Here is a 16,655-nt window from a genome sequence, read left to right on the forward strand (position 1 = left end):
TGCAGTAATATAACGCGAATGAGCGTCAAAATCAAGGAGCGATGGATCGCCCTTTTGCTTTGGATAGAGCAAGAAGATCTTCGACAAGAAGATCTGGCAAAGCTTGCAGGAGTGAGCCAAGCTGCAGTCAGTCGCGTACTAGGTGGCGAACCGGTGCGCGAAGGGCGGGCGTTCAAGAAGTTATGCAATTATGCAATTGAGAGGCAATCAACGTCACCGAAGGGACCGTTGAAGACAAGCCCCATCGTCGATCCCACATTGGCATCCGCAATTTGGGAAGTGTGGAACGGCACGCCGGAGCATGCCCGCGCGATCGCGGCAGTCATCCGCGCGGCCGGCGCTGTTGCTACAGTTGGTTCGGGCACCAAATGACGACTTCAGCAGACCATTTTGTTGACAGACTGCTCGATACTGGCTTGTCTAGAGAGCTGGTGGATGCGGCGTTGCCCGAGTGGTGGCAGCCGGCAGATGCCAACTCGCCATCTGCCAAAACCTTGGCTTCGCTCCTGCTGGCCCGGCGCCTCAGTTTGGATCCGCGTACTCTTCTGGACGACAACCTGCCGGTTGGATTCCTTCAAGCCGGCCCTACCAAGTTCAAGCACATGCGCTTGGTGGACGGTCCTCGCAGGGAGGCTTTGGTCGCTTTTGCCCGAGGCGTGGGTCGGATCGCACTAGGAGTAATGGCGGCTGGTGTGGTGCACCAAGTCCCGAAGGATCCTCTTGTTCTGCGCCAAGCCTTGCTAGGCTCCGGTGGGGCTTTTGTCTCCTTTGGCGACGTGCTGACGGCTTGTTGGTCGCTTGGAATTCCTGTCTTGCATCTGCGTGTGTTCCCCTCGACCACCAAGGGCGTGACGGCCATTGCCGTAAGGCTGGGCCAGCGCCACGCGATCTTGGTGGCGCGCGAGACAGGCATTGATGCCCAATACATGTTCCATGTGGCTCATGAATTGGGGCACATCGCATTGGGTCACTTGGAGGATGCGGGGGCCATTGTCGACGCCGACCCGTTGGATCCCAACAATCGAGCGGACGAACTAGTTGATGACGATGAGGAGGCTGCGGCCGATGCATACGCACAGCAACTTCTTACAGGCCAGTCGAGCTTCAGCGTTCTTGGTGGTCAGCTGACCTCGGCAGCACATGGTTCAGCTAAAGAGCTGGCCGCGTTGGCATTGCAGTCAGCACCCCAATTGGGTATTGATCCTGGGCACATCGTGATGTGCTATGGGCACAGCACTCATAACTGGAGCCGAGCAATGGCGGCGGCAAAACTTCTTCCCCAGCAGCCGAACGCGCCGAGCGCCCTCGTCAATCGTGTGTTGTGGTCTCAGCTTGAGCATGGGCATGGACATGGGCATGGGCATGGACATGGGCATGGTGCCATCGACGAGCAGGCTCGCGCATATTTGGAAGCGGTCGCGCCCATATGAGCCTGACGCTTCTGATCGATAACGATGTCGTGATCAAGCTCGCCCGGATGGGCTGTTTCCAAGAGGGCTTGGCTGCCGTCGGCCGGGGCCGAGGCGAGGTCGGTTCGATCAAGGTGATGCTGCGCTACATGGGAGTGGCGGACGAAAGCCGCCGACGAAAGCTGTGCGCGAGTCAAGGCGAGGCGGATCGACTACAGGCAGCTTTGACCTCAATTGTCGAGATAGAGTTGACCGAGGCGGAGGCTTTGAAGGCTGCCGAGTTGATGGCGATTGCTTTGATCAACGAGCTTGATCTGGACGAGGGCGAATTGATGCTCTTGGTCGTCGCCTTGCATCGCGGTTTGCTCGACGTTGCCACCGGGGATAAGCGCGCAATTCTGGCACTCCCCGAAATGGGGCGTCTCGACCCTTGTATCTCTGCGCTCCAGGGACATTTGATCTGCTTGGAGCAGATCTTCATTCGCATGGCGCAGGCCCGAGGCTTGGCATTTGTCGGTCGGGCCCTTGCACTTGCCCCGCGGGCAGACGAGGCCGTCGCTTTTGTCTACCACCAGGTCGCTAGCGGTGATGCATTGCGCTTCACCGCCGCATTGACCCATCTAGTCAACGAACAGCTTGTGCGGAATGCTCCTGGGTGGCTCAAGCCATAAGTGTTGCAAATGGGCTGATGCGTCCGACTGTTGCCTCGACGCTACTCGGGAATAGCCACCCCCCCCATTTGTGCGCCATCGAACAGTACTTGGTACTAGTAAGCTGTCTTGGCTGGGATGCTCAAAGGGAGGGCCGATGGCAAGAGAAAAGACGCAGCTTGACCTACGTCAAGCCATCAATGCGGTTTCGGACGTGATCCAAAATCGACCGCCGCCGTTACGCGAGTTCGACCAGATCTACATGAAGGCGGGCGACATGGTCTTGCAGACCAGTTTGATCGCGCAGCGCTTCTCTGGTCGAGATCTGATCTTCATCGGCGATGGAGACAGCATCAGTCTTTGCCTCACGTATCTGCTGCATGAAGCCGTCCTTTCGGAAGGTCCTGCTCGTATCCTCGTGCTCGACTTTGACGAGAGGATCGTCAATGCCGTCAAGCGCTTTGCCGATGCCAACCGGATGAGTGATCGAATCGATTCGCAGCTCTACAACTGCATCGACAAGCTGCCTTCTGAGTTGATTGGCAAGTTCAACGCCTTCTATACGAATCCCCCGTGGGGAGCGAGCAATGATGGCGAGAGCGTGAAGGTATTTGCCGAGCGAGGTATGGAGGCCTGTGGGGCTGATTCTGTGGGGGCCGTTGTGATTGCGGATGATCCCAAGGTGCCCTGGTCGGCTCGCGTTTTGGCTCAGACGCAAAAATTTGCGCTTGAACAAGGGTTCTATGTCCAAGAGATGCAGACCAACCTGCATGAGTATCACTTGGATGACGCCCCGGACCTGCGTTCGTGCAACCTCTTCTTCCGCTCCCACCCCGATCGAGTGCTGCCCACCAAAAGCCATGCGCTGCATGGCAGCCGACTGGAAGACTTCTATGGCAAGGCGCAGCCATTGAGAGTCCGATATGTGCGTGAGCACGCCCGTGTCGACTATGGCAAGGCTGTAGATGTCACCTATGCCTTAGAACTTCTGGAGCAGGAAAAATGAGCTCGATCCTCAGCCCAGGCGACTCGTTTCTCTACATGAAGGTGGGTGTTCACGCAAGCGAGACGCTTGAAGACATCATCCGTCGTAAGCGAGCGGAGATTGAGCAAGCCGGAGTCTCTTTCTGGGGTTATGGCGGCAACAGCTGCCACCCGCTGACGGCGGTGCAGCCTTTTGTAAAGGAAGAAACGGCAAAAGGCCTGACCGTTCGGCTGTTGATGCAGGAGATTAATTCGCATCACTATGCACAAGGTGAAGCGACGGAGTACAGCGTCGATGGGAAACACTACGAACCGATTCCTAAAGGAGTCAAGGTTCTGGGGTCTCGATTCGCACTTGTACTCAAGACGTTAGAGCCCATCAATCTAGCGCTCTCTTTGGCTCAGACGCGTGTGGGCGTGGGTCGGTGCGCTGGCCGCAGTGGCGCTGACTACATCCGGGGCCATCTCGACAAAGCGTGTTTGGTCTATGACCCAAGCGCAGGACCGAACTCGGGAGACAGCGCCGTGCATCTCGGGCTGGCGGCTCGATTGGCTGATCCTTACGCCGTCTTGTTGCGATGATTGGACTCGGACATCGTGGTTCCAATAGAGCTTCGCATGCCCTAGCTGCTACAGATGGCGGTTTGAGATCCGGAAACGTCCACGGACGCATTCAACGACTAGTCGATCGAATGGGGGTGAGTCATGCTGTACATCGATCTCTTCGATGGCAATCGAAACCTCGGTCGATTCGATGTTCCGGAGCACATTACGAGTGACAGCCTGGAGATTTACCGTCTACAGCGAGCTACGCTCGGCGGTGGTAACGGGGTTGTCTTCACTGCAAACAAGATGCGCGGTTTCCGAGACGTTGGCCCGGCTTGCGCGGTCAAGATTCTCCGTCAAAGCAGCGTGCCGCGAACCGACCGGTTCAGCAACGAAGTCCGTGTCCTTCGAGAACTGAATTCGCCGTACATCTCAAAGTTCTTTGATGCAGGCCATGTTCAGGTCTCATCACAACAGGCTCCGCAGACTCTCCGATCCATCCCTTGGGCTGCAATGCAGCTTGGCGGCCTGAACATGCGCCAACACATCGAGCATGTCGGGCCACTATCGGTAAGAGACCTGAAGCGGATGACGCCGGGCATTTGCGCGGCTGTCTCTCATTTGCATGAGGTCGGCTTCATTCACCGGGACATCAAGCCTGATAACTTTGTATGGGCGGGTGGCGATAGGCAGGCCGTGCTCATGATCGATTTCGGACTAGCGAAGAGACAAGGGGAAGACGTATCGGGTCGTCCGATGGATACGTTCACGCAGATCACGGAGTTCGTTGGTCCTGTCTTCTTTTCCTCACCCGAGCTGATTGAGTACTCGAGGAACAAGGCTCACCCAGTTGACTATCGCTCCGACATCTTTCAGGTGGGCAAGCTACTTTGGTACTTGGCTACAGGAAAAATCTCTGCGGGTATCCCATCAAAAAGGGAATGCCCAGCGAATGGAAAACTTCGAGAACTCGTGGTTGCCATGATCGATGACGATCCTGAAGGTCGACCTCAATCCTTAAAAGAAGTTGAGGAGCTCGTTGCGGCCATCGGCTAAGCATCTAGTCGCGCGGCCTTCTCGAGGCGAAGAAGATTAGAGACTCCTGGGGGTCATTTCATTCTCTTTGACGTCCCCGCCTGAGGCCTAAGTCGTCAGCAATGTCGACAGTCAGCTGGAGGCCAAGCTCGTCTATCAATTGCAGCCACTTCCCAATCAGCATTGAGCGCGTTCTGCATCCATCACAAGTTGCTTGCTCGCCTCGGCCACCCCTGCCAAACCGTCTAGCAGCAGATTCGAGTACCTCCGTACCGCTCGGATGACGAGCCCGAGGGCTTCAGGGGACTTGATCAAACGCTTCATGCTTGGGGTCAGGTTGTGCCTACGCTCGTAGACTTTTCTGAGTTTTGGGTGTCGAAAACAGCGAAAAGTCTGCGCTCGTAGACATTTCTGAAATCCAGCTCACCTGAGCCAGAACTTCACAAGTTTCGCAAACCGGCCCTCCCGCCTTCGCAACCCATCGCAACTTCATCGTTGCCCGTCGGCCCATCCGCTGCGAACATTGTGAACTTGCCAATTTCACAACCTGCAATGGACTGGCCTACTGCGCTGTCGAGCGCTTCTTCGACGGAGATGCTTCGCAGCGAGCTGGTGCTGCCGCGTCACGCGAACCACTACGGCACCTTGTTCGGCCCTGAGGCCTTGTCCTGGCTCGGCCAGAACGCCCACATGGTCGCCACGCGCTTCTGCTTCCAGGACATCGTCATGGTCGCCGTGAAGGACGTGCAGTTCCTCGCCCCGGTCCCGGTAGGCTCCGTCCTCCACATCCATTCCCGCGTCTCCCGCGTCGGCGGCACCTCGATGACCGTCGAGGTCCACGCCCGCATCGACAATGCGGCCCCTTCCGACGTCCTCCGCGCCACCTTCGAGATGGTCGCCGTCGCCGCCGGCAAGCCTTGCCGAATCACCCCTCGCACGCCGTCCGAGCCGCAGCCGCTAACCTCGTCTGCATCGGACCTCTGAGCCATCCGCCTTTCCGAATCCCTTCCCAGATTCCATCTCCAGGAGACATCCCCATGAGCGACACCACGACCGCGAACGCGGCAGCCGCCCCCGCCTTCAAGCCCAAAAAGTCCGTCGCCCTGTCCGGCGTCGCCGCCGGCACCACCGCCCTGTGCACCGTCGGCCGCACCGGCAACGACCTGCACTACCGCGGCTACGACATCCTCGAGCTCGCCGAACGCTGCGAGTTCGAAGAGATCGCCCACCTGCTCGTCCACGGCAAGCTCCCCAACGTCGCCGAACTGCGCGCCTACAAGGACAAGCTCAAGGCCCTGCGCGGCCTGCCCGCCGCCGTCATGGACGCGCTCGAAACCCTGCCCGCCGCCGCCCACCCCATGGACGTGATGCGCACCGGCGTCTCCGCCCTCGGCTGCTCGCTCCCCGAGAAGGACGACCACAACCTGCCCGGCGCCCGCGACATCGCCGACAAGCTGATGGCCTCCTTCGGCTCCATGCTGCTGTACTGGTACCACTACAGCCACAACGGCCGCTCCATCGAGGTCGAAACCGACGACGACTCCATCGGCGCCCACTTCCTGCACCTGCTCCACGGCAAGCCGCCCACCAAGAGCTGGGAACGCGCGATGCACACCTCGCTGATCCTCTACGCGGAGCACGAGTTCAACGCCTCCACCTTCACCGCCCGCGTCATCGCCGGCACCGGCTCCGACATGCACTCGGCCATCGCCGGCGCCATCGGCGCCCTGCGCGGCCCGAAACACGGCGGCGCCAACGAGGTCGCCTTCGAGATCCAGAAGCGCTACGACACCCCCGACGAAGCCGAAGCCGACATCCGCCGCCGCGTCGAGGCCAAGGAAGTCGTCATCGGCTTCGGCCACCCCGTCTACACCGTCTCCGACCCCCGCAACGAGGTCATCAAGAAGGTCGCCCACCACCTGTCCCAGGACGCCGGCTCGACCAAGATGTACGACATCGCCGAACGCCTCGAGCGCGTGATGTGGGACGCCAAGAAGATGTTCCCCAACCTGGACTGGTTCAGCGCGGTGAGCTATCACATGATGGGCGTGCCCACCGCCATGTTCACCCCGCTGTTCGTCATCGCCCGCACCAGCGGCTGGTCCGCCCACGTGGTCGAGCAACGCCAGGACAACAAGATCATCCGCCCCAGCGCCGTCTACACGGGCCCGGAAGACCAGGTCTTCGTCCCGCTGGCACAGCGTCCCTGAGGTGCCCCCGATCCCGTCGACCGCGATGACCGCATGAGAGAAGTTTCAGAGATGCCAGCCACGACGCCCGCACCCACCATCGCCTCCGCAATCCCGCTCAACGAGACCTGGCGCAAGCCGCTGGCCGGCACCGCGCTCGACTGGTTCGACGCGCGCGCCGCCGTCGAGGCGCTGCGCCCCGGCGCGTGGGAACGCATGTCCTACACCGCCCGCGTCCACGCCGAGAACCTGGTGCGCCGCTGCGAGCCCGCCGACCTCGACGCGAGCCTGCTGCAGCTCGCCGACGGCAAGGCCGATCGCGACTTCCCCTGGTACCCGGCGCGCGTGGTCTGCCACGACATCCTGGGCCAGACCGCGCTCGTGGACCTGGCCGGCCTGCGCGACGCGATCGCCGATCAGGGCGGCGATCCCGCCAAGGTGAACCCGGTCGTGCCGGTGCAGCTGATCGTCGACCACTCGCTGGCCGTCGAGTGCGGCGGCTTCGATCCTCAAGCCTTCGAGAAGAACCGCGCCATCGAGGACCGCCGCAACGAGGACCGCTTCCACTTCATCGAGTGGTGCCGCACAGCGTTCCGCAACGTCGACGTGATCCCGCCGGGGAACGGGATCATGCATCAGATCAATCTGGAGCGGATGTCGCCGGTCGTGCACGTGGACCGCGGCGTCGCCTATCCCGATACCTGCGTCGGCACCGACAGCCACACGCCCCACGTCGACGCGCTCGGCGTGATCGCCGTCGGCGTCGGCGGGCTGGAAGCGGAGAACGTGATGCTCGGCCGCGCCTCGTGGATGCGCCTGCCCGACATCGTCGGCGTCGAGCTCACCGGCCGCCGCCAACCCGGCATCACCGCCACCGACCTGGTGCTCGCGCTCACCGAGTTCCTGCGCAAGGAAAAGGTCGTCGGCGCCTACCTCGAGTTCTACGGCGAAGGCGTCTCCGGACTCACGCTCGGCGACCGCGCCACCATCTCCAACATGGCGCCCGAGTACGGCGCCACCGCCGCGTTGTTCGCGATCGACGAGCAGACCCTGACCTACCTGCGCCTGACCGGGCGCGAGGAAGCGCAGGTCCAGCTCGTCGAGACCTACGCGAAGGCCGCCGGCCTGTGGTCGGGAGAGGGCAACACGCTGTCGGGCGTCGTCTACCCGCGCGTGCTGAAGTTCGACCTGGCCAGCGTCGTGCGCAACATGGCCGGCCCGTCGAATCCGCACCGCCGTCTGCCGACCTCCGCGCTGACCGAGCGCGGCATCGCCGGTCCGTGGACCGAAGAACCCGGCCGCATGCCTGACGGCGCCGTGATCATCGCGGCCATCACCAGCTGCACGAACACGAGCAACCCGCGCAACGTCATCGCCGCGGCGCTGCTCGCGCGCAATGCGCGTCGCCTCGGCCTGACGCGCAAGCCGTGGGTCAAGACCTCGCTGGCGCCCGGCTCGCGCGCGGTCACGCTGTACCTCGAGGAAGCCGGCCTGCTCGGCGACCTGGAAGCGCTGGGCTTCGGCGTCGTCGCCTATGCCTGCACCTCGTGCAACGGCATGTCCGGCGCGCTGGATCCCGCCATCGATCGCGAGATCGTCGAGCGCGACCTCTACGCCACCGCCGTGCTCTCGGGCAACCGCAACTTCGACGGCCGCATCCACCCCCGCGCCAAGCAGGCCTTCCTGGCCTCGCCGCCGCTGGTGGTCGCGTACGCGATCGCGGGCACCATCCGCTTCGACATCGAACGCGACGTGCTCGGCGTCGTCGAGGGACGCGAGATCCGCCTGAAGGACCTCTGGCCCGAGGACGACGAGATCGACGCGCTGGTGCGCTCCAGCGTGAAGCCGGAGCAGTTCCGCAAGGTCTACGAGCCGATGTTCGCGATCACCGCGGCGTCGACGACGAAGACCGAGCCGCTGTATGACTGGCGCGCGCAGTCGACCTACATCCGCCGTCCGCCCTACTGGGAAGGCGCGCTGGCCGGCGAACGCACGCTGCGCGGCATGCGCGCGCTGGCGGTCCTGCCGGACAACATCACCACCGACCACCTGTCGCCGTCCAACGCGATCATGATGGACTCCGCCGCCGGCGAGTACCTCGCCAAGATGGGCCTGCCGGAAGAGGACTTCAACTCCTACGCCACCCACCGCGGCGACCACCTGACCGCGCAGCGCGCCACCTTCGCCAATCCGACGCTGAAGAACGAGATGGTCCGCGACCCCGACGGCAACGTCATCGCCGGCTCGCTCGCCCGGATCGAGCCCGAGGGTCAGGTCGTGCGCATGTGGGAAGCGATCGAGACCTACATGGAGCGCCGCCAGCCGCTGATCATCATCGCCGGCGCGGACTACGGGCAGGGCTCGTCGCGCGACTGGGCGGCGAAGGGCGTGCGTCTCGCAGGCGTCGAGGCGATCGTCGCCGAAGGCTTCGAGCGCATCCACCGCACCAACCTGATCGGCATGGGCGTGCTGCCGCTGGAGTTCCTCGCGGGAACGACGCGACTCACGCTCGGCCTGGACGGCTCGGAGACCTATGACGTGCAGGGTGCGCTGTCGCCGCGCGCGACGCTGACGGTCATCGTGAACCGCCGCAACGGCGAGCGCATCGAAGTGCCGGTGCGTTGCCGCCTCGACACCGCCGAGGAGGTCGAGGTCTACCAGGCCGGCGGCGTGCTGCAGCGTTTCGCGCAGGACTTCCTGGCGGCGGCCGAGGCGGCCTGAGGTCGCGCGGTGCTCGACGGAACCTCGCGAGCACCGCGAACCTCGTGAACATCGGGAACAACGACGGAAGCAGTCATGAGTTTTCTCCCTCAAGTGAAGATCCCCGCGACCTACCTGCGGGGCGGTACCAGCAAGGGCGTGTTCTTCCGCCTGGAAGATCTGCCCGAGGCCGCGCGCGTGCCTGGCGCCGCGCGCGACCGGCTGCTGATGCGCGTCATCGGCAGCCCCGATCCCTACGGCAAGCAGATCGACGGCATGGGCGGCGCGACGTCGAGCACCAGCAAGACGGTGATCATTTCGCGCAGCACGCGGCCCGGTCACGACGTCGACTACCTGTTCGGACAGGTGGCCATCGACACCGCGCTGGTCGACTGGTCCGGCAACTGCGGCAACCTGTCGGCGGCGGTCGGACCGTTCGCGATCCAGGCGGGCTTCATCGATGCCTCGACGCTGCCGCGCGACGGCATCGCCACCGTGCGCATCTGGCAAGCCAACATCGGCAAGACCATCGTCGCCAAGGTGCCGATGCGCGACGGGCAGGTGCAGGAGAGCGGCGACTTCGAGCTCGACGGCGTGACCTTCCCGGCGGCGGAGGTCGAGCTGGCCTTTCTCGATCCGGGCAATGACGACGCCGATGGCGACGACGCCGGCGGCGCGCTGTTCCCGACCGGGAACGTCGTGGATGTGCTGACGATGCCGGAGGACCTCGTTCCCGGCGGCCAGCTGCGCGCGACGCTGATCAACGCGGGCATCCCGGCGGTCTTCGTCGATGCGAAGGACCTGGGTTACTCGGGCACCGAGCTGCAGGACGCGATCAACGGCGACCCTGCCGCGCTGAAGCGGCTCGAGGCCATCCGCGCGCACGCCGCGCTGCACATGGGCCTGATCAAGACGCTGGACGAGGCGAAGACCCGTCAGCACACGCCGAAGCTGGCTTTCGTCGCGCCGCCGTCGACCTATCGCTCGTCGGCCGGCAAGACCGTCGAGGCCGGCGACATCGACGTGCTGGTGCGCGCGATGTCCATGGGCAAGCTGCACCACGCGATGATGGGCACGGCGGCGGTGGCCATCGGCACCGCGGCCGCGATCCCCGGCACGCTGGTGTGCGAGGCCGCGGGCGGCAAGGCGCTGCCGGCGGTGCGCTTCGGCCACCCGTCCGGCACGCTGCGCGTCGGCGCGGAGGCCGTTCAGGAGAACGGCCAATGGCGCGTGACGCAGGCGGTGATGAGCCGCAGCGCGCGCATCCTGATGGAAGGCACCGTGCGCGTGCCGGCCGAGGCGCTGTGATCGGCTCCCGTTGATCTCGCCATCGACCTCCGTATCGAATTCGACTTCAGACATCAAAGAGAACTGACATGACATCGACCCGCAAGACGCTGCGCGCGCTGGTGAACGAACGCCGTGGCGTGCTGGTGCCGGGCGCCTTCAACGCGCTGTCGGCCAAGGTGATCGAGGACCTCGGTTTCGAGGCGATCTACGTGACCGGCGCCGGCGTGACCAACATGTGGTTCGGCCTGCCGGACCAGGGCTTCATGGGCCTGTCCGAGATCGCCGACCACACCGCGCGCATCCGCGACGCGGTGAACCTGCCGCTGATCGTCGACGCCGACACCGGCTTCGGCAACGCGCTGAACGTGCGCCACACGGTGCGCGTGCTGGAACGCGCCGGCGCGGATTGCATCCAGCTCGAGGACCAGGTGGCGCCCAAGCGCTGCGGGCACTTCACCGGCAAGGAAGTGATCTCGACCGAGGAAGCCGTGAGCAAGATCAAGGCGGCGGTGGACGCGCGGCGCGATCCGGACTTCCTGATCATGGCCCGCACGGATGCCTGCGCGACGCAGGGCTTCGAGGCCGCGATCGAGCGCGCGCAGCGCTTCGCCGAAGCCGGCGCGGACATCCTGTTCGTCGAGGCGGTGACGAAGGCGGAAGAGATCCGCGCGCTGCCGCAGCGTCTGTCGACGCCGCAGTTGATGAACATGGTGATCGGCGGCAAGACGCCGATCACCGATGCGGGCGAACTGCAGCAGATGGGCTACGGCGTGGTGCTGTATGCCAACGCGGCGCTGCAGGGCGCGGTGGCCGGGATGCAGAAGGCGCTGGGCGTGCTCAAGACGCAGCGCCGCATCGACGAGGACCCCAACCTGGTGATCCCATTCGCCGAGCGCCAGCGTCTGGTGAACAAGCCGGAGTGGGATGCGTTGGAGAAGAAGTACACCTGAGGACTCCAACGACCGCAGCCCTCACCCCGACCCTCTCCCGCAAGCGGGAGAGGGAGAAGGAAGGGCGCTGGAAGCGGTTCAGTGATGAATCCCATTCAAGTTATCTTGAATTAATATCGTTTTACGTCATGGAGAAGGGTCCCTACGCTTCGGGACTTTTCAGCAGTCGATCTCCCGGGAGGGAGCCTCTCCATGACCACTATCCACAACCTCGGCTTTCCCCGCATCGGCGCCAAGCGCGAACTGAAGTTCGGCCAGGAGGCCTACTGGAAGGGCCAGTCCACGCGCGATGAGCTCCTCGCCCTCGGCGTCCAGCTGCGCGCGAAGCACTGGGCCGACCAGCAGGCGCTGGACCTGGTGCCCGTCGGCGACTTCTCGTTCTACGACCAGGTGCTGGACATGAGTTTCACGCTCGGCAACCTGCCGCAGCGTGTGCGCGACTTCCACGGCAACACGCTGGACAACTACTTCCGCGTCGCCCGCGGCCGCTCCGCCGAGAGCGCCGAGGCTCACTCGCACTGCTGCGGCGGTGTCGCCGCCGGCGAGATGACCAAGTGGTTCGACACCAACTACCACTTCATCGTTCCCGAGTTCGACGCGACGACGACGTTCAAGCTCGACGCCTCGCGCCTGCTGGCGCAGCTGTTCGAGGCGAAGGTGCAAGGCGTGAAGGCCAAGCCGGTGATCGTCGGTCCGGTGACCTACCTCGCGCTGGGCAAGTCGAAGGACGACTCCGACCGCCTCTCACTGCTGCCCCTGCTGTTGCCGGTCTACGCCGAGCTGCTGAAGACGCTCGCCGAGCAGGGCGTGGAATGGGTGCAGATCGACGAGCCGATCCTCGTGACCGACCTCGAGCCCGGCTGGGCGCAGGCCTTCAAGACGGCCTACGCGGCGCTGTCGGGGTCAGGTGTGAAGCTGCTGCTGGCGACCTACTTCGGCCAACTCAAGGACAACCTGGCGCTGGCCGCCAGCCTGCCGGTGCAGGGCATCCACCTGGACGCCGTCAACGCGCGCGATGAAGTCTCCGCGCTGACGGCGGCGCTGCCGGCAGACCGCGTGGTCTCACTGGGCGTGATCAACGGCCGCAACATCTGGAAGAGCGATCTGAACGCCGTCCTCGACTGGCTGGAGCCGGTCGCCGCGACGCTCGGCGAGCGCCTGTGGATCGCGCCGTCGTGCTCGCTGCTGCACGTGCCGGTGGACCTCGCGAGCGAGCAGAAGCTCGATGCCGAAGTGAAGTCCTGGCTCGCCTTCGCGCTGCAGAAGCTGGCGGAGCTGGACCTGCTGGGCCGTGCGCTCAAGGGCGGCCGCGCCTCCGTGCAAACGGAGCTGGATGCCAACCGCAATGCCGTCGAAGCCCGTCGCCGCTCGCCGCGCGTCAACAACCCGGCGGTGAAGGCCGCGGTGGCCGCGATCGATGCAAAGCTCGGCCAGCGCCAGGCCGCATACGCCCAGCGCGCCGCGAAGCAGGCCGCGCTGCTGAAGCTGCCCGCCTTCCCGACGACGACCATCGGCTCGTTCCCGCAGACCGGCGAGATCCGCCACGCGCGCAGCGAGTACAAGGCCGGCCGCCTCGACGAAGCGGGCTACCAGGCGGCGATGCGCGCCGAGATCGAGCGCAGCGTCAACGAGCAGGAAGCGCTGGGCCTGGACGTCTTCGTGCACGGCGAGGCCGAGCGCAACGACATGGTCGAGTACTTCGGCGAGCAGCTCGAGGGCTACGTGTTCACGCAGTTCGGCTGGGTGCAGAGCTACGGCTCGCGCTGCGTGAAGCCGCCGGTGCTGTTTGGTGACATCAGCCGTCCGAAGGCGATGACGGTCGAGTGGACCCGCTACGCGCAGTCGCTGACCGACAAGCCGATGAAGGGCATGCTGACCGGGCCGGTGACGATCCTGAACTGGTCCTTCGTGCGCGACGACCAGCCGCGTTCGGTGTCGTGCAAGCAGCTCGCGCTGGCGATCCGGCAGGAGGTGCTGGACCTGGAGAAGGCCGGCGTGCGCGTGATCCAGATCGACGAGGCCGCGCTGCGCGAAGGCCTGCCGCTGCGCAAGTCGCAGTGGAGCGAGTACCTGGACTGGGCCGTCGAGTCCTTCCGCATCACCGCCAACGGCGTGGCGGACGAGACGCAGATCCACACGCACATGTGCTATTCGGAGTTCAACGACATCATCGCGTCCATCGCCGACATGGACGCCGACGTGATCACGATCGAGACCTCGCGCTCGGACATGGAGCTGCTCGACGCGTTCGACGACTTCAAGTATCCGAACGAGATCGGCCCGGGCGTCTACGACATCCACTCGCCCAACATCCCGACGCAGGAGCACATCGTGCAACTGATGAGGAAGGCGGCGGAGCGCATCCCCGCCGAGCGCCTCTGGGTGAATCCGGACTGCGGGCTCAAGACCCGTCAGTGGGCGGAAGTGATCCCGGCGCTGACGAACATGGTCGCGGCGGCGAGGACGCTGCGGCAGTCGGTCTGAACTTCTTCCAGCAGGAGAGGGCGCTACGCCAGCGCCCTTCTTTCTCCCTCTCCCGCTTGCGGGAGAGGGCAGGGGTGAGGGCCAGCAGCCTCACGCACGAACCGACGTCAGGGCTTCAGGAAGTCGTTCTCCACCCAAGCCGCGGCGCTCGCCTCGTTGAACTTGAAGCCCGCCGCCACGCGCACCTGCGCGAGCTGCTCGCCGTCGTCGTTCAGCGCGGTCAGCGTCGCGTACGGGTTGTCTTCATCGGGAACGATGTCGAGCAGCACCTGCACGCGGCCGTTGTCCGTGTCCAGCTTGACGCTCTTGTGCAGCCGCGCGTGCAGCTGCTGCTCATGACGGCGCAGCACCTCGGAGGCCGTCTTCACCAGCGTGTGGAACGCGGCGGCATCCAGCGGCTTCGGGTTCTTCTTGTCCCGGCCCATGGTCCAGGGGCCGACCAGCGCAGGCTCGGACTCGCCGATCAGGGTCATGGCGACCGCCCAGCCTTCGTCGTCCTCGTTCTTGATGACCTGCGCGGTCCAGCGCTCGTCCTGCCACGTGCGCGGCTCTTGAATGATGGGGCGTTCTTCGTCGGGAGAATTCGTGCTCATGCGATGAAGGTACCACGCGGGCGGGAGCACCCCGGCGTGGCCCGGGCGGCCTTCGCGACGATCACGGGGATGCGGCGCGATCCGGCGGCGATCCGCCTGTGACCGGCGACAATCCATCCATGACCGATTCCGCCCCGCCGCCGCCCGAGCAACCCCGCAACCCCTTGCACGGCCTGACGCTGGAAACCATCGTGACCGAGCTGGCCGCCGAATACGGCTGGGACGGCCTCGACGAGCGCATCCCGCTGCGCTGCTTCGCCTTCGAGCCCAGCGTGAAGTCCAGCCTGAAGTTCTTGCGCAAGACGCCGTGGGCGCGGGAGAAGGTCGAAGGGCTCTACCTGTTCATGCTGCGGGAGCGGCGGCGGAACACGACGCGGCCGTGACCGGCGAGACCATCGCCCAGCCGAGCGTCTGATACAGCGCGGCGCCCGCCTCAGTGGCGACCAGCACGCCGTGCCGGGCGCCGAGCTCGAGGGCGGCATGGGACAACGCCGCCATGACGAGCCGACCCAGCCCCTTCCTCCGGTGGGCTTCCGCGGTGACGATCTGATCGAAGGTCGCGAACGCGCCGTCGACGGCGGCCTGGCCGCTCGCCGCCAGTTCCCCCGAGTCGGCAACGACCGTTGCCAATGCGATCGCACCCATCCGCTCGATCTGAACGCGGTAGCCGGAAACGACCAGGCCGTCGCTTCCTGCGAGCGTGACGCTCATCAGGAACTCAGGCGCATGAACGGTCCAGTCGCTGGAAAGCAGGGGCGACACGTCCTGTGACGGAGCGCAGACCTTCAACCAGACTCCGGGACCGGCCTCGGCGGCGACGAGCCTTCGAAACGCTTCGGCATCGAAGCGAGGAACGACGTAGCGCGTGACCTGATCCGGCTTCCCGACGTGGATCTGGAAGTAGCCGGGGCGTTCGACCGGCGCCGGCGTGCTGCGGGAAATCGCCCATCCGCAGGCCCACGCCCGGGCGGCGGCCGATGGATCGAGCGCGCCGATTTCAGGAGCGCCAGTCGAAGTCGAGGTGAGTGGGTGCATCCGGCACATCATCTTCTGCACAGGGCTGGCGCGCAGAAGGTCATATCCCGCCACGGTGGCCATGGCCAACATGCCCACCCTGGCCGCCGATGTCGCCGGACCGCGTGATGGTTCAGAGATCGATGATCCCGCGTCTCACCGCGATCGTGACCGCATGCGTGCGATCGCTCGCGGCGAGCTTGCCGAGGATGCTCTTCATGTGCGCCTTCACCGTGCCCTCGGCGATGTCCAGCTGGCCGCCGATACGCTTGTTCGAGCGGCCTTCGGCCACCAGCTTCAGCACCGTCGTCTCGCGCCCGGTCAGGTGCTGATCGGCCACATGCTCGGCGAGCTGCATGGCGAGCTCGGGCGGGAAGCGCCGGCCGCCGGCATGCACCGCGCGGATCGTGTCCAGCAGGTCCTTGCGCAGCGTCTCCTTCAGCAGGTAGCCCGCCGCGCCGGCCTGCGCCGCCTCCAGCAACTGGGCCGGCGCGCCGAAGCTGCTGAGCATCACGATGCGCGCCGCCGGGAATTCGCCGCGGATCGCCTTCAGCGCCGCGATGCCGTCCATCGTTCGCATCCGGACGTCCATCAGCGTCACGTCCGGCAGGCAGCGGCGGAAGGACGCCAGCGCCTCCGCGCCGTCCTGCGCCTCCGCCACCAGGCGCATGTCGGGCTGCAGCTCGATCGCGCCGGCCAAGCCCTCGCGCAGCATCGGGTGGTCGTCCACCGTCATCACGCGGATCGTCCGGTCGTGCTTCGGCAGTGGGGTCGTCATGGCGGGCATCCTCTCTGCATCCTTTCCGCGGGG

Annotated in this window: 16 protein-coding genes; 13 read left to right on the forward strand and 3 right to left on the reverse strand. The window is 64.8% G+C overall.

The window, feature by feature from the left end; genetic code table 11:
• Positions 1–18 precede the first annotated feature (18 nt).
• The 12 genes from AC07OZ_RS12700 (at position 19) to metE (ending at position 14,237) form a co-directional block, all read left to right on the forward strand.
• Positions 19–372: a hypothetical protein gene (locus AC07OZ_RS12700; protein ID WP_495467466.1), complete on the forward strand. Its 354-nt coding sequence runs from the start codon at positions 19–21 to the stop codon at positions 370–372.
• A complete protein-coding gene (locus AC07OZ_RS12705) occupies positions 369–1,430 on the forward strand; it encodes a hypothetical protein (protein ID WP_495467467.1) in 1,062 nt (353 codons plus the stop codon). The genes AC07OZ_RS12700 and AC07OZ_RS12705 overlap by 4 nt, the downstream gene beginning before the upstream one ends.
• Complete coding sequence (locus AC07OZ_RS12710; RefSeq protein ID WP_495467468.1) at positions 1,427–2,080, forward strand: hypothetical protein; 654 nt, start codon at positions 1,427–1,429, stop codon at positions 2,078–2,080. Before AC07OZ_RS12705 ends, AC07OZ_RS12710 begins: the two co-directional genes overlap by 4 nt.
• Before the next feature lie 136 nt (positions 2,081–2,216).
• Positions 2,217–3,065, forward strand: a complete 849-nt coding sequence (locus AC07OZ_RS12715) for a bis-aminopropyl spermidine synthase family protein (protein WP_495467469.1) — start codon at positions 2,217–2,219, stop codon at positions 3,063–3,065.
• Positions 3,062–3,625 (forward strand): hypothetical protein, encoded by a 564-nt coding sequence (locus AC07OZ_RS12720; protein WP_495467470.1) that lies wholly within the window; start codon positions 3,062–3,064, stop codon positions 3,623–3,625. The genes AC07OZ_RS12715 and AC07OZ_RS12720 overlap by 4 nt, the downstream gene beginning before the upstream one ends.
• Positions 3,626–3,748: 123 nt before the next feature.
• Positions 3,749–4,645, forward strand: a complete 897-nt coding sequence (locus AC07OZ_RS12725; protein ID WP_495467471.1) for a serine/threonine-protein kinase — start codon at positions 3,749–3,751, stop codon at positions 4,643–4,645.
• A gap of 531 nt (positions 4,646–5,176) precedes the next feature.
• Positions 5,177–5,608: an acyl-CoA thioesterase gene (locus tag AC07OZ_RS12730; RefSeq protein WP_495467472.1), complete on the forward strand. Its 432-nt coding sequence runs from the start codon at positions 5,177–5,179 to the stop codon at positions 5,606–5,608.
• A gap of 53 nt (positions 5,609–5,661) precedes the next feature.
• Positions 5,662–6,834, forward strand: coding sequence for a bifunctional 2-methylcitrate synthase/citrate synthase (gene prpC / locus AC07OZ_RS12735; RefSeq protein WP_495467473.1), 1,173 nt, complete (start codon positions 5,662–5,664; stop codon positions 6,832–6,834).
• A gap of 51 nt (positions 6,835–6,885) precedes the next feature.
• Entirely contained in the window at positions 6,886–9,534 is a 2,649-nt protein-coding gene (acnD, locus tag AC07OZ_RS12740) for a Fe/S-dependent 2-methylisocitrate dehydratase AcnD (protein WP_495467474.1), read from the forward strand.
• 75 nt (positions 9,535–9,609) lie between these two features.
• On the forward strand, positions 9,610–10,821 hold the full coding sequence (gene prpF / locus AC07OZ_RS12745; protein ID WP_495467475.1) for a 2-methylaconitate cis-trans isomerase PrpF: 1,212 nt from the start codon (positions 9,610–9,612) through the stop codon (positions 10,819–10,821).
• A 68-nt stretch (positions 10,822–10,889) separates the two neighbouring features.
• Complete coding sequence (locus tag AC07OZ_RS12750) at positions 10,890–11,753, forward strand: isocitrate lyase/PEP mutase family protein (RefSeq protein ID WP_067278390.1); 864 nt, start codon at positions 10,890–10,892, stop codon at positions 11,751–11,753.
• Between the two features lie 192 nt (positions 11,754–11,945).
• Positions 11,946–14,237, forward strand: a complete 2,292-nt coding sequence (gene metE, locus AC07OZ_RS12755; protein ID WP_495467476.1) for a 5-methyltetrahydropteroyltriglutamate--homocysteine S-methyltransferase — start codon at positions 11,946–11,948, stop codon at positions 14,235–14,237.
• 107 nt (positions 14,238–14,344) lie between these two features.
• On the opposite strand, the gene AC07OZ_RS12760 is transcribed toward metE, so the two are convergent.
• Positions 14,345–14,830, reverse strand: coding sequence for a hypothetical protein (locus tag AC07OZ_RS12760; protein WP_495467477.1), 486 nt, complete (start codon positions 14,828–14,830; stop codon positions 14,345–14,347).
• A gap of 119 nt (positions 14,831–14,949) precedes the next feature.
• Between AC07OZ_RS12760 and AC07OZ_RS12765 the strand changes: the two genes are divergently transcribed.
• On the forward strand, positions 14,950–15,213 hold the full coding sequence (locus tag AC07OZ_RS12765; protein ID WP_495467478.1) for a VF530 family protein: 264 nt from the start codon (positions 14,950–14,952) through the stop codon (positions 15,211–15,213).
• On the opposite strand, the gene AC07OZ_RS12770 is transcribed toward AC07OZ_RS12765, so the two are convergent.
• Together AC07OZ_RS12770 and AC07OZ_RS12775 are read right to left on the reverse strand one after the other, a co-directional pair.
• Complete coding sequence (locus AC07OZ_RS12770) at positions 15,173–15,928, reverse strand: GNAT family N-acetyltransferase (RefSeq protein ID WP_495467479.1); 756 nt, start codon at positions 15,926–15,928, stop codon at positions 15,173–15,175. The two genes, AC07OZ_RS12765 and AC07OZ_RS12770, sit on opposite strands and share 41 nt — an antisense overlap.
• A gap of 49 nt (positions 15,929–15,977) precedes the next feature.
• The gene (locus AC07OZ_RS12775; RefSeq protein ID WP_495467480.1) at positions 15,978–16,622 is read right to left on the reverse strand and encodes a response regulator; all 645 of its coding nucleotides are present in this window, start codon (positions 16,620–16,622) and stop codon (positions 15,978–15,980) included.
• Positions 16,623–16,655: the final 33 nt, after the last annotated feature.

This window comes from Roseateles sp. GW821-FHT09G03 (genome assembly GCF_059416045.1).

What these genes read in the sequence shown, in the direction of transcription:
- AC07OZ_RS12765 (WP_495467478.1), top strand. Translation starts at nt 14,950, where the DNA reads ATGACCGATTCCGCCCCGCCGCCGCCCGAGCAACCCCGCAACCCCTTG.
- AC07OZ_RS12750 (WP_067278390.1), top strand. Translation starts at nt 10,890, where the DNA reads ATGACATCGACCCGCAAGACGCTGCGCGCGCTGGTGAACGAACGCCGT.
- prpF (WP_495467475.1), top strand. Translation starts at nt 9,610, where the DNA reads ATGAGTTTTCTCCCTCAAGTGAAGATCCCCGCGACCTACCTGCGGGGC.
- AC07OZ_RS12775 (WP_495467480.1), bottom strand. Translation starts at nt 16,622, where the DNA reads ATGACGACCCCACTGCCGAAGCACGACCGGACGATCCGCGTGATGACG.
- prpC (WP_495467473.1), top strand. Translation starts at nt 5,662, where the DNA reads ATGAGCGACACCACGACCGCGAACGCGGCAGCCGCCCCCGCCTTCAAG.
- AC07OZ_RS12760 (WP_495467477.1), bottom strand. Translation starts at nt 14,830, where the DNA reads ATGAGCACGAATTCTCCCGACGAAGAACGCCCCATCATTCAAGAGCCG.
- AC07OZ_RS12725 (WP_495467471.1), top strand. Translation starts at nt 3,749, where the DNA reads ATGCTGTACATCGATCTCTTCGATGGCAATCGAAACCTCGGTCGATTC.
- acnD (WP_495467474.1), top strand. Translation starts at nt 6,886, where the DNA reads ATGCCAGCCACGACGCCCGCACCCACCATCGCCTCCGCAATCCCGCTC.
- AC07OZ_RS12715 (WP_495467469.1), top strand. Translation starts at nt 2,217, where the DNA reads ATGGCAAGAGAAAAGACGCAGCTTGACCTACGTCAAGCCATCAATGCG.
- AC07OZ_RS12720 (WP_495467470.1), top strand. Translation starts at nt 3,062, where the DNA reads ATGAGCTCGATCCTCAGCCCAGGCGACTCGTTTCTCTACATGAAGGTG.
- AC07OZ_RS12710 (WP_495467468.1), top strand. Translation starts at nt 1,427, where the DNA reads ATGAGCCTGACGCTTCTGATCGATAACGATGTCGTGATCAAGCTCGCC.
- AC07OZ_RS12770 (WP_495467479.1), bottom strand. Translation starts at nt 15,928, where the DNA reads ATGGCCACCGTGGCGGGATATGACCTTCTGCGCGCCAGCCCTGTGCAG.
- metE (WP_495467476.1), top strand. Translation starts at nt 11,946, where the DNA reads ATGACCACTATCCACAACCTCGGCTTTCCCCGCATCGGCGCCAAGCGC.
- AC07OZ_RS12705 (WP_495467467.1), top strand. Translation starts at nt 369, where the DNA reads ATGACGACTTCAGCAGACCATTTTGTTGACAGACTGCTCGATACTGGC.
- AC07OZ_RS12730 (WP_495467472.1), top strand. Translation starts at nt 5,177, where the DNA reads ATGGACTGGCCTACTGCGCTGTCGAGCGCTTCTTCGACGGAGATGCTT.
- AC07OZ_RS12700 (WP_495467466.1), top strand. Translation starts at nt 19, where the DNA reads ATGAGCGTCAAAATCAAGGAGCGATGGATCGCCCTTTTGCTTTGGATA.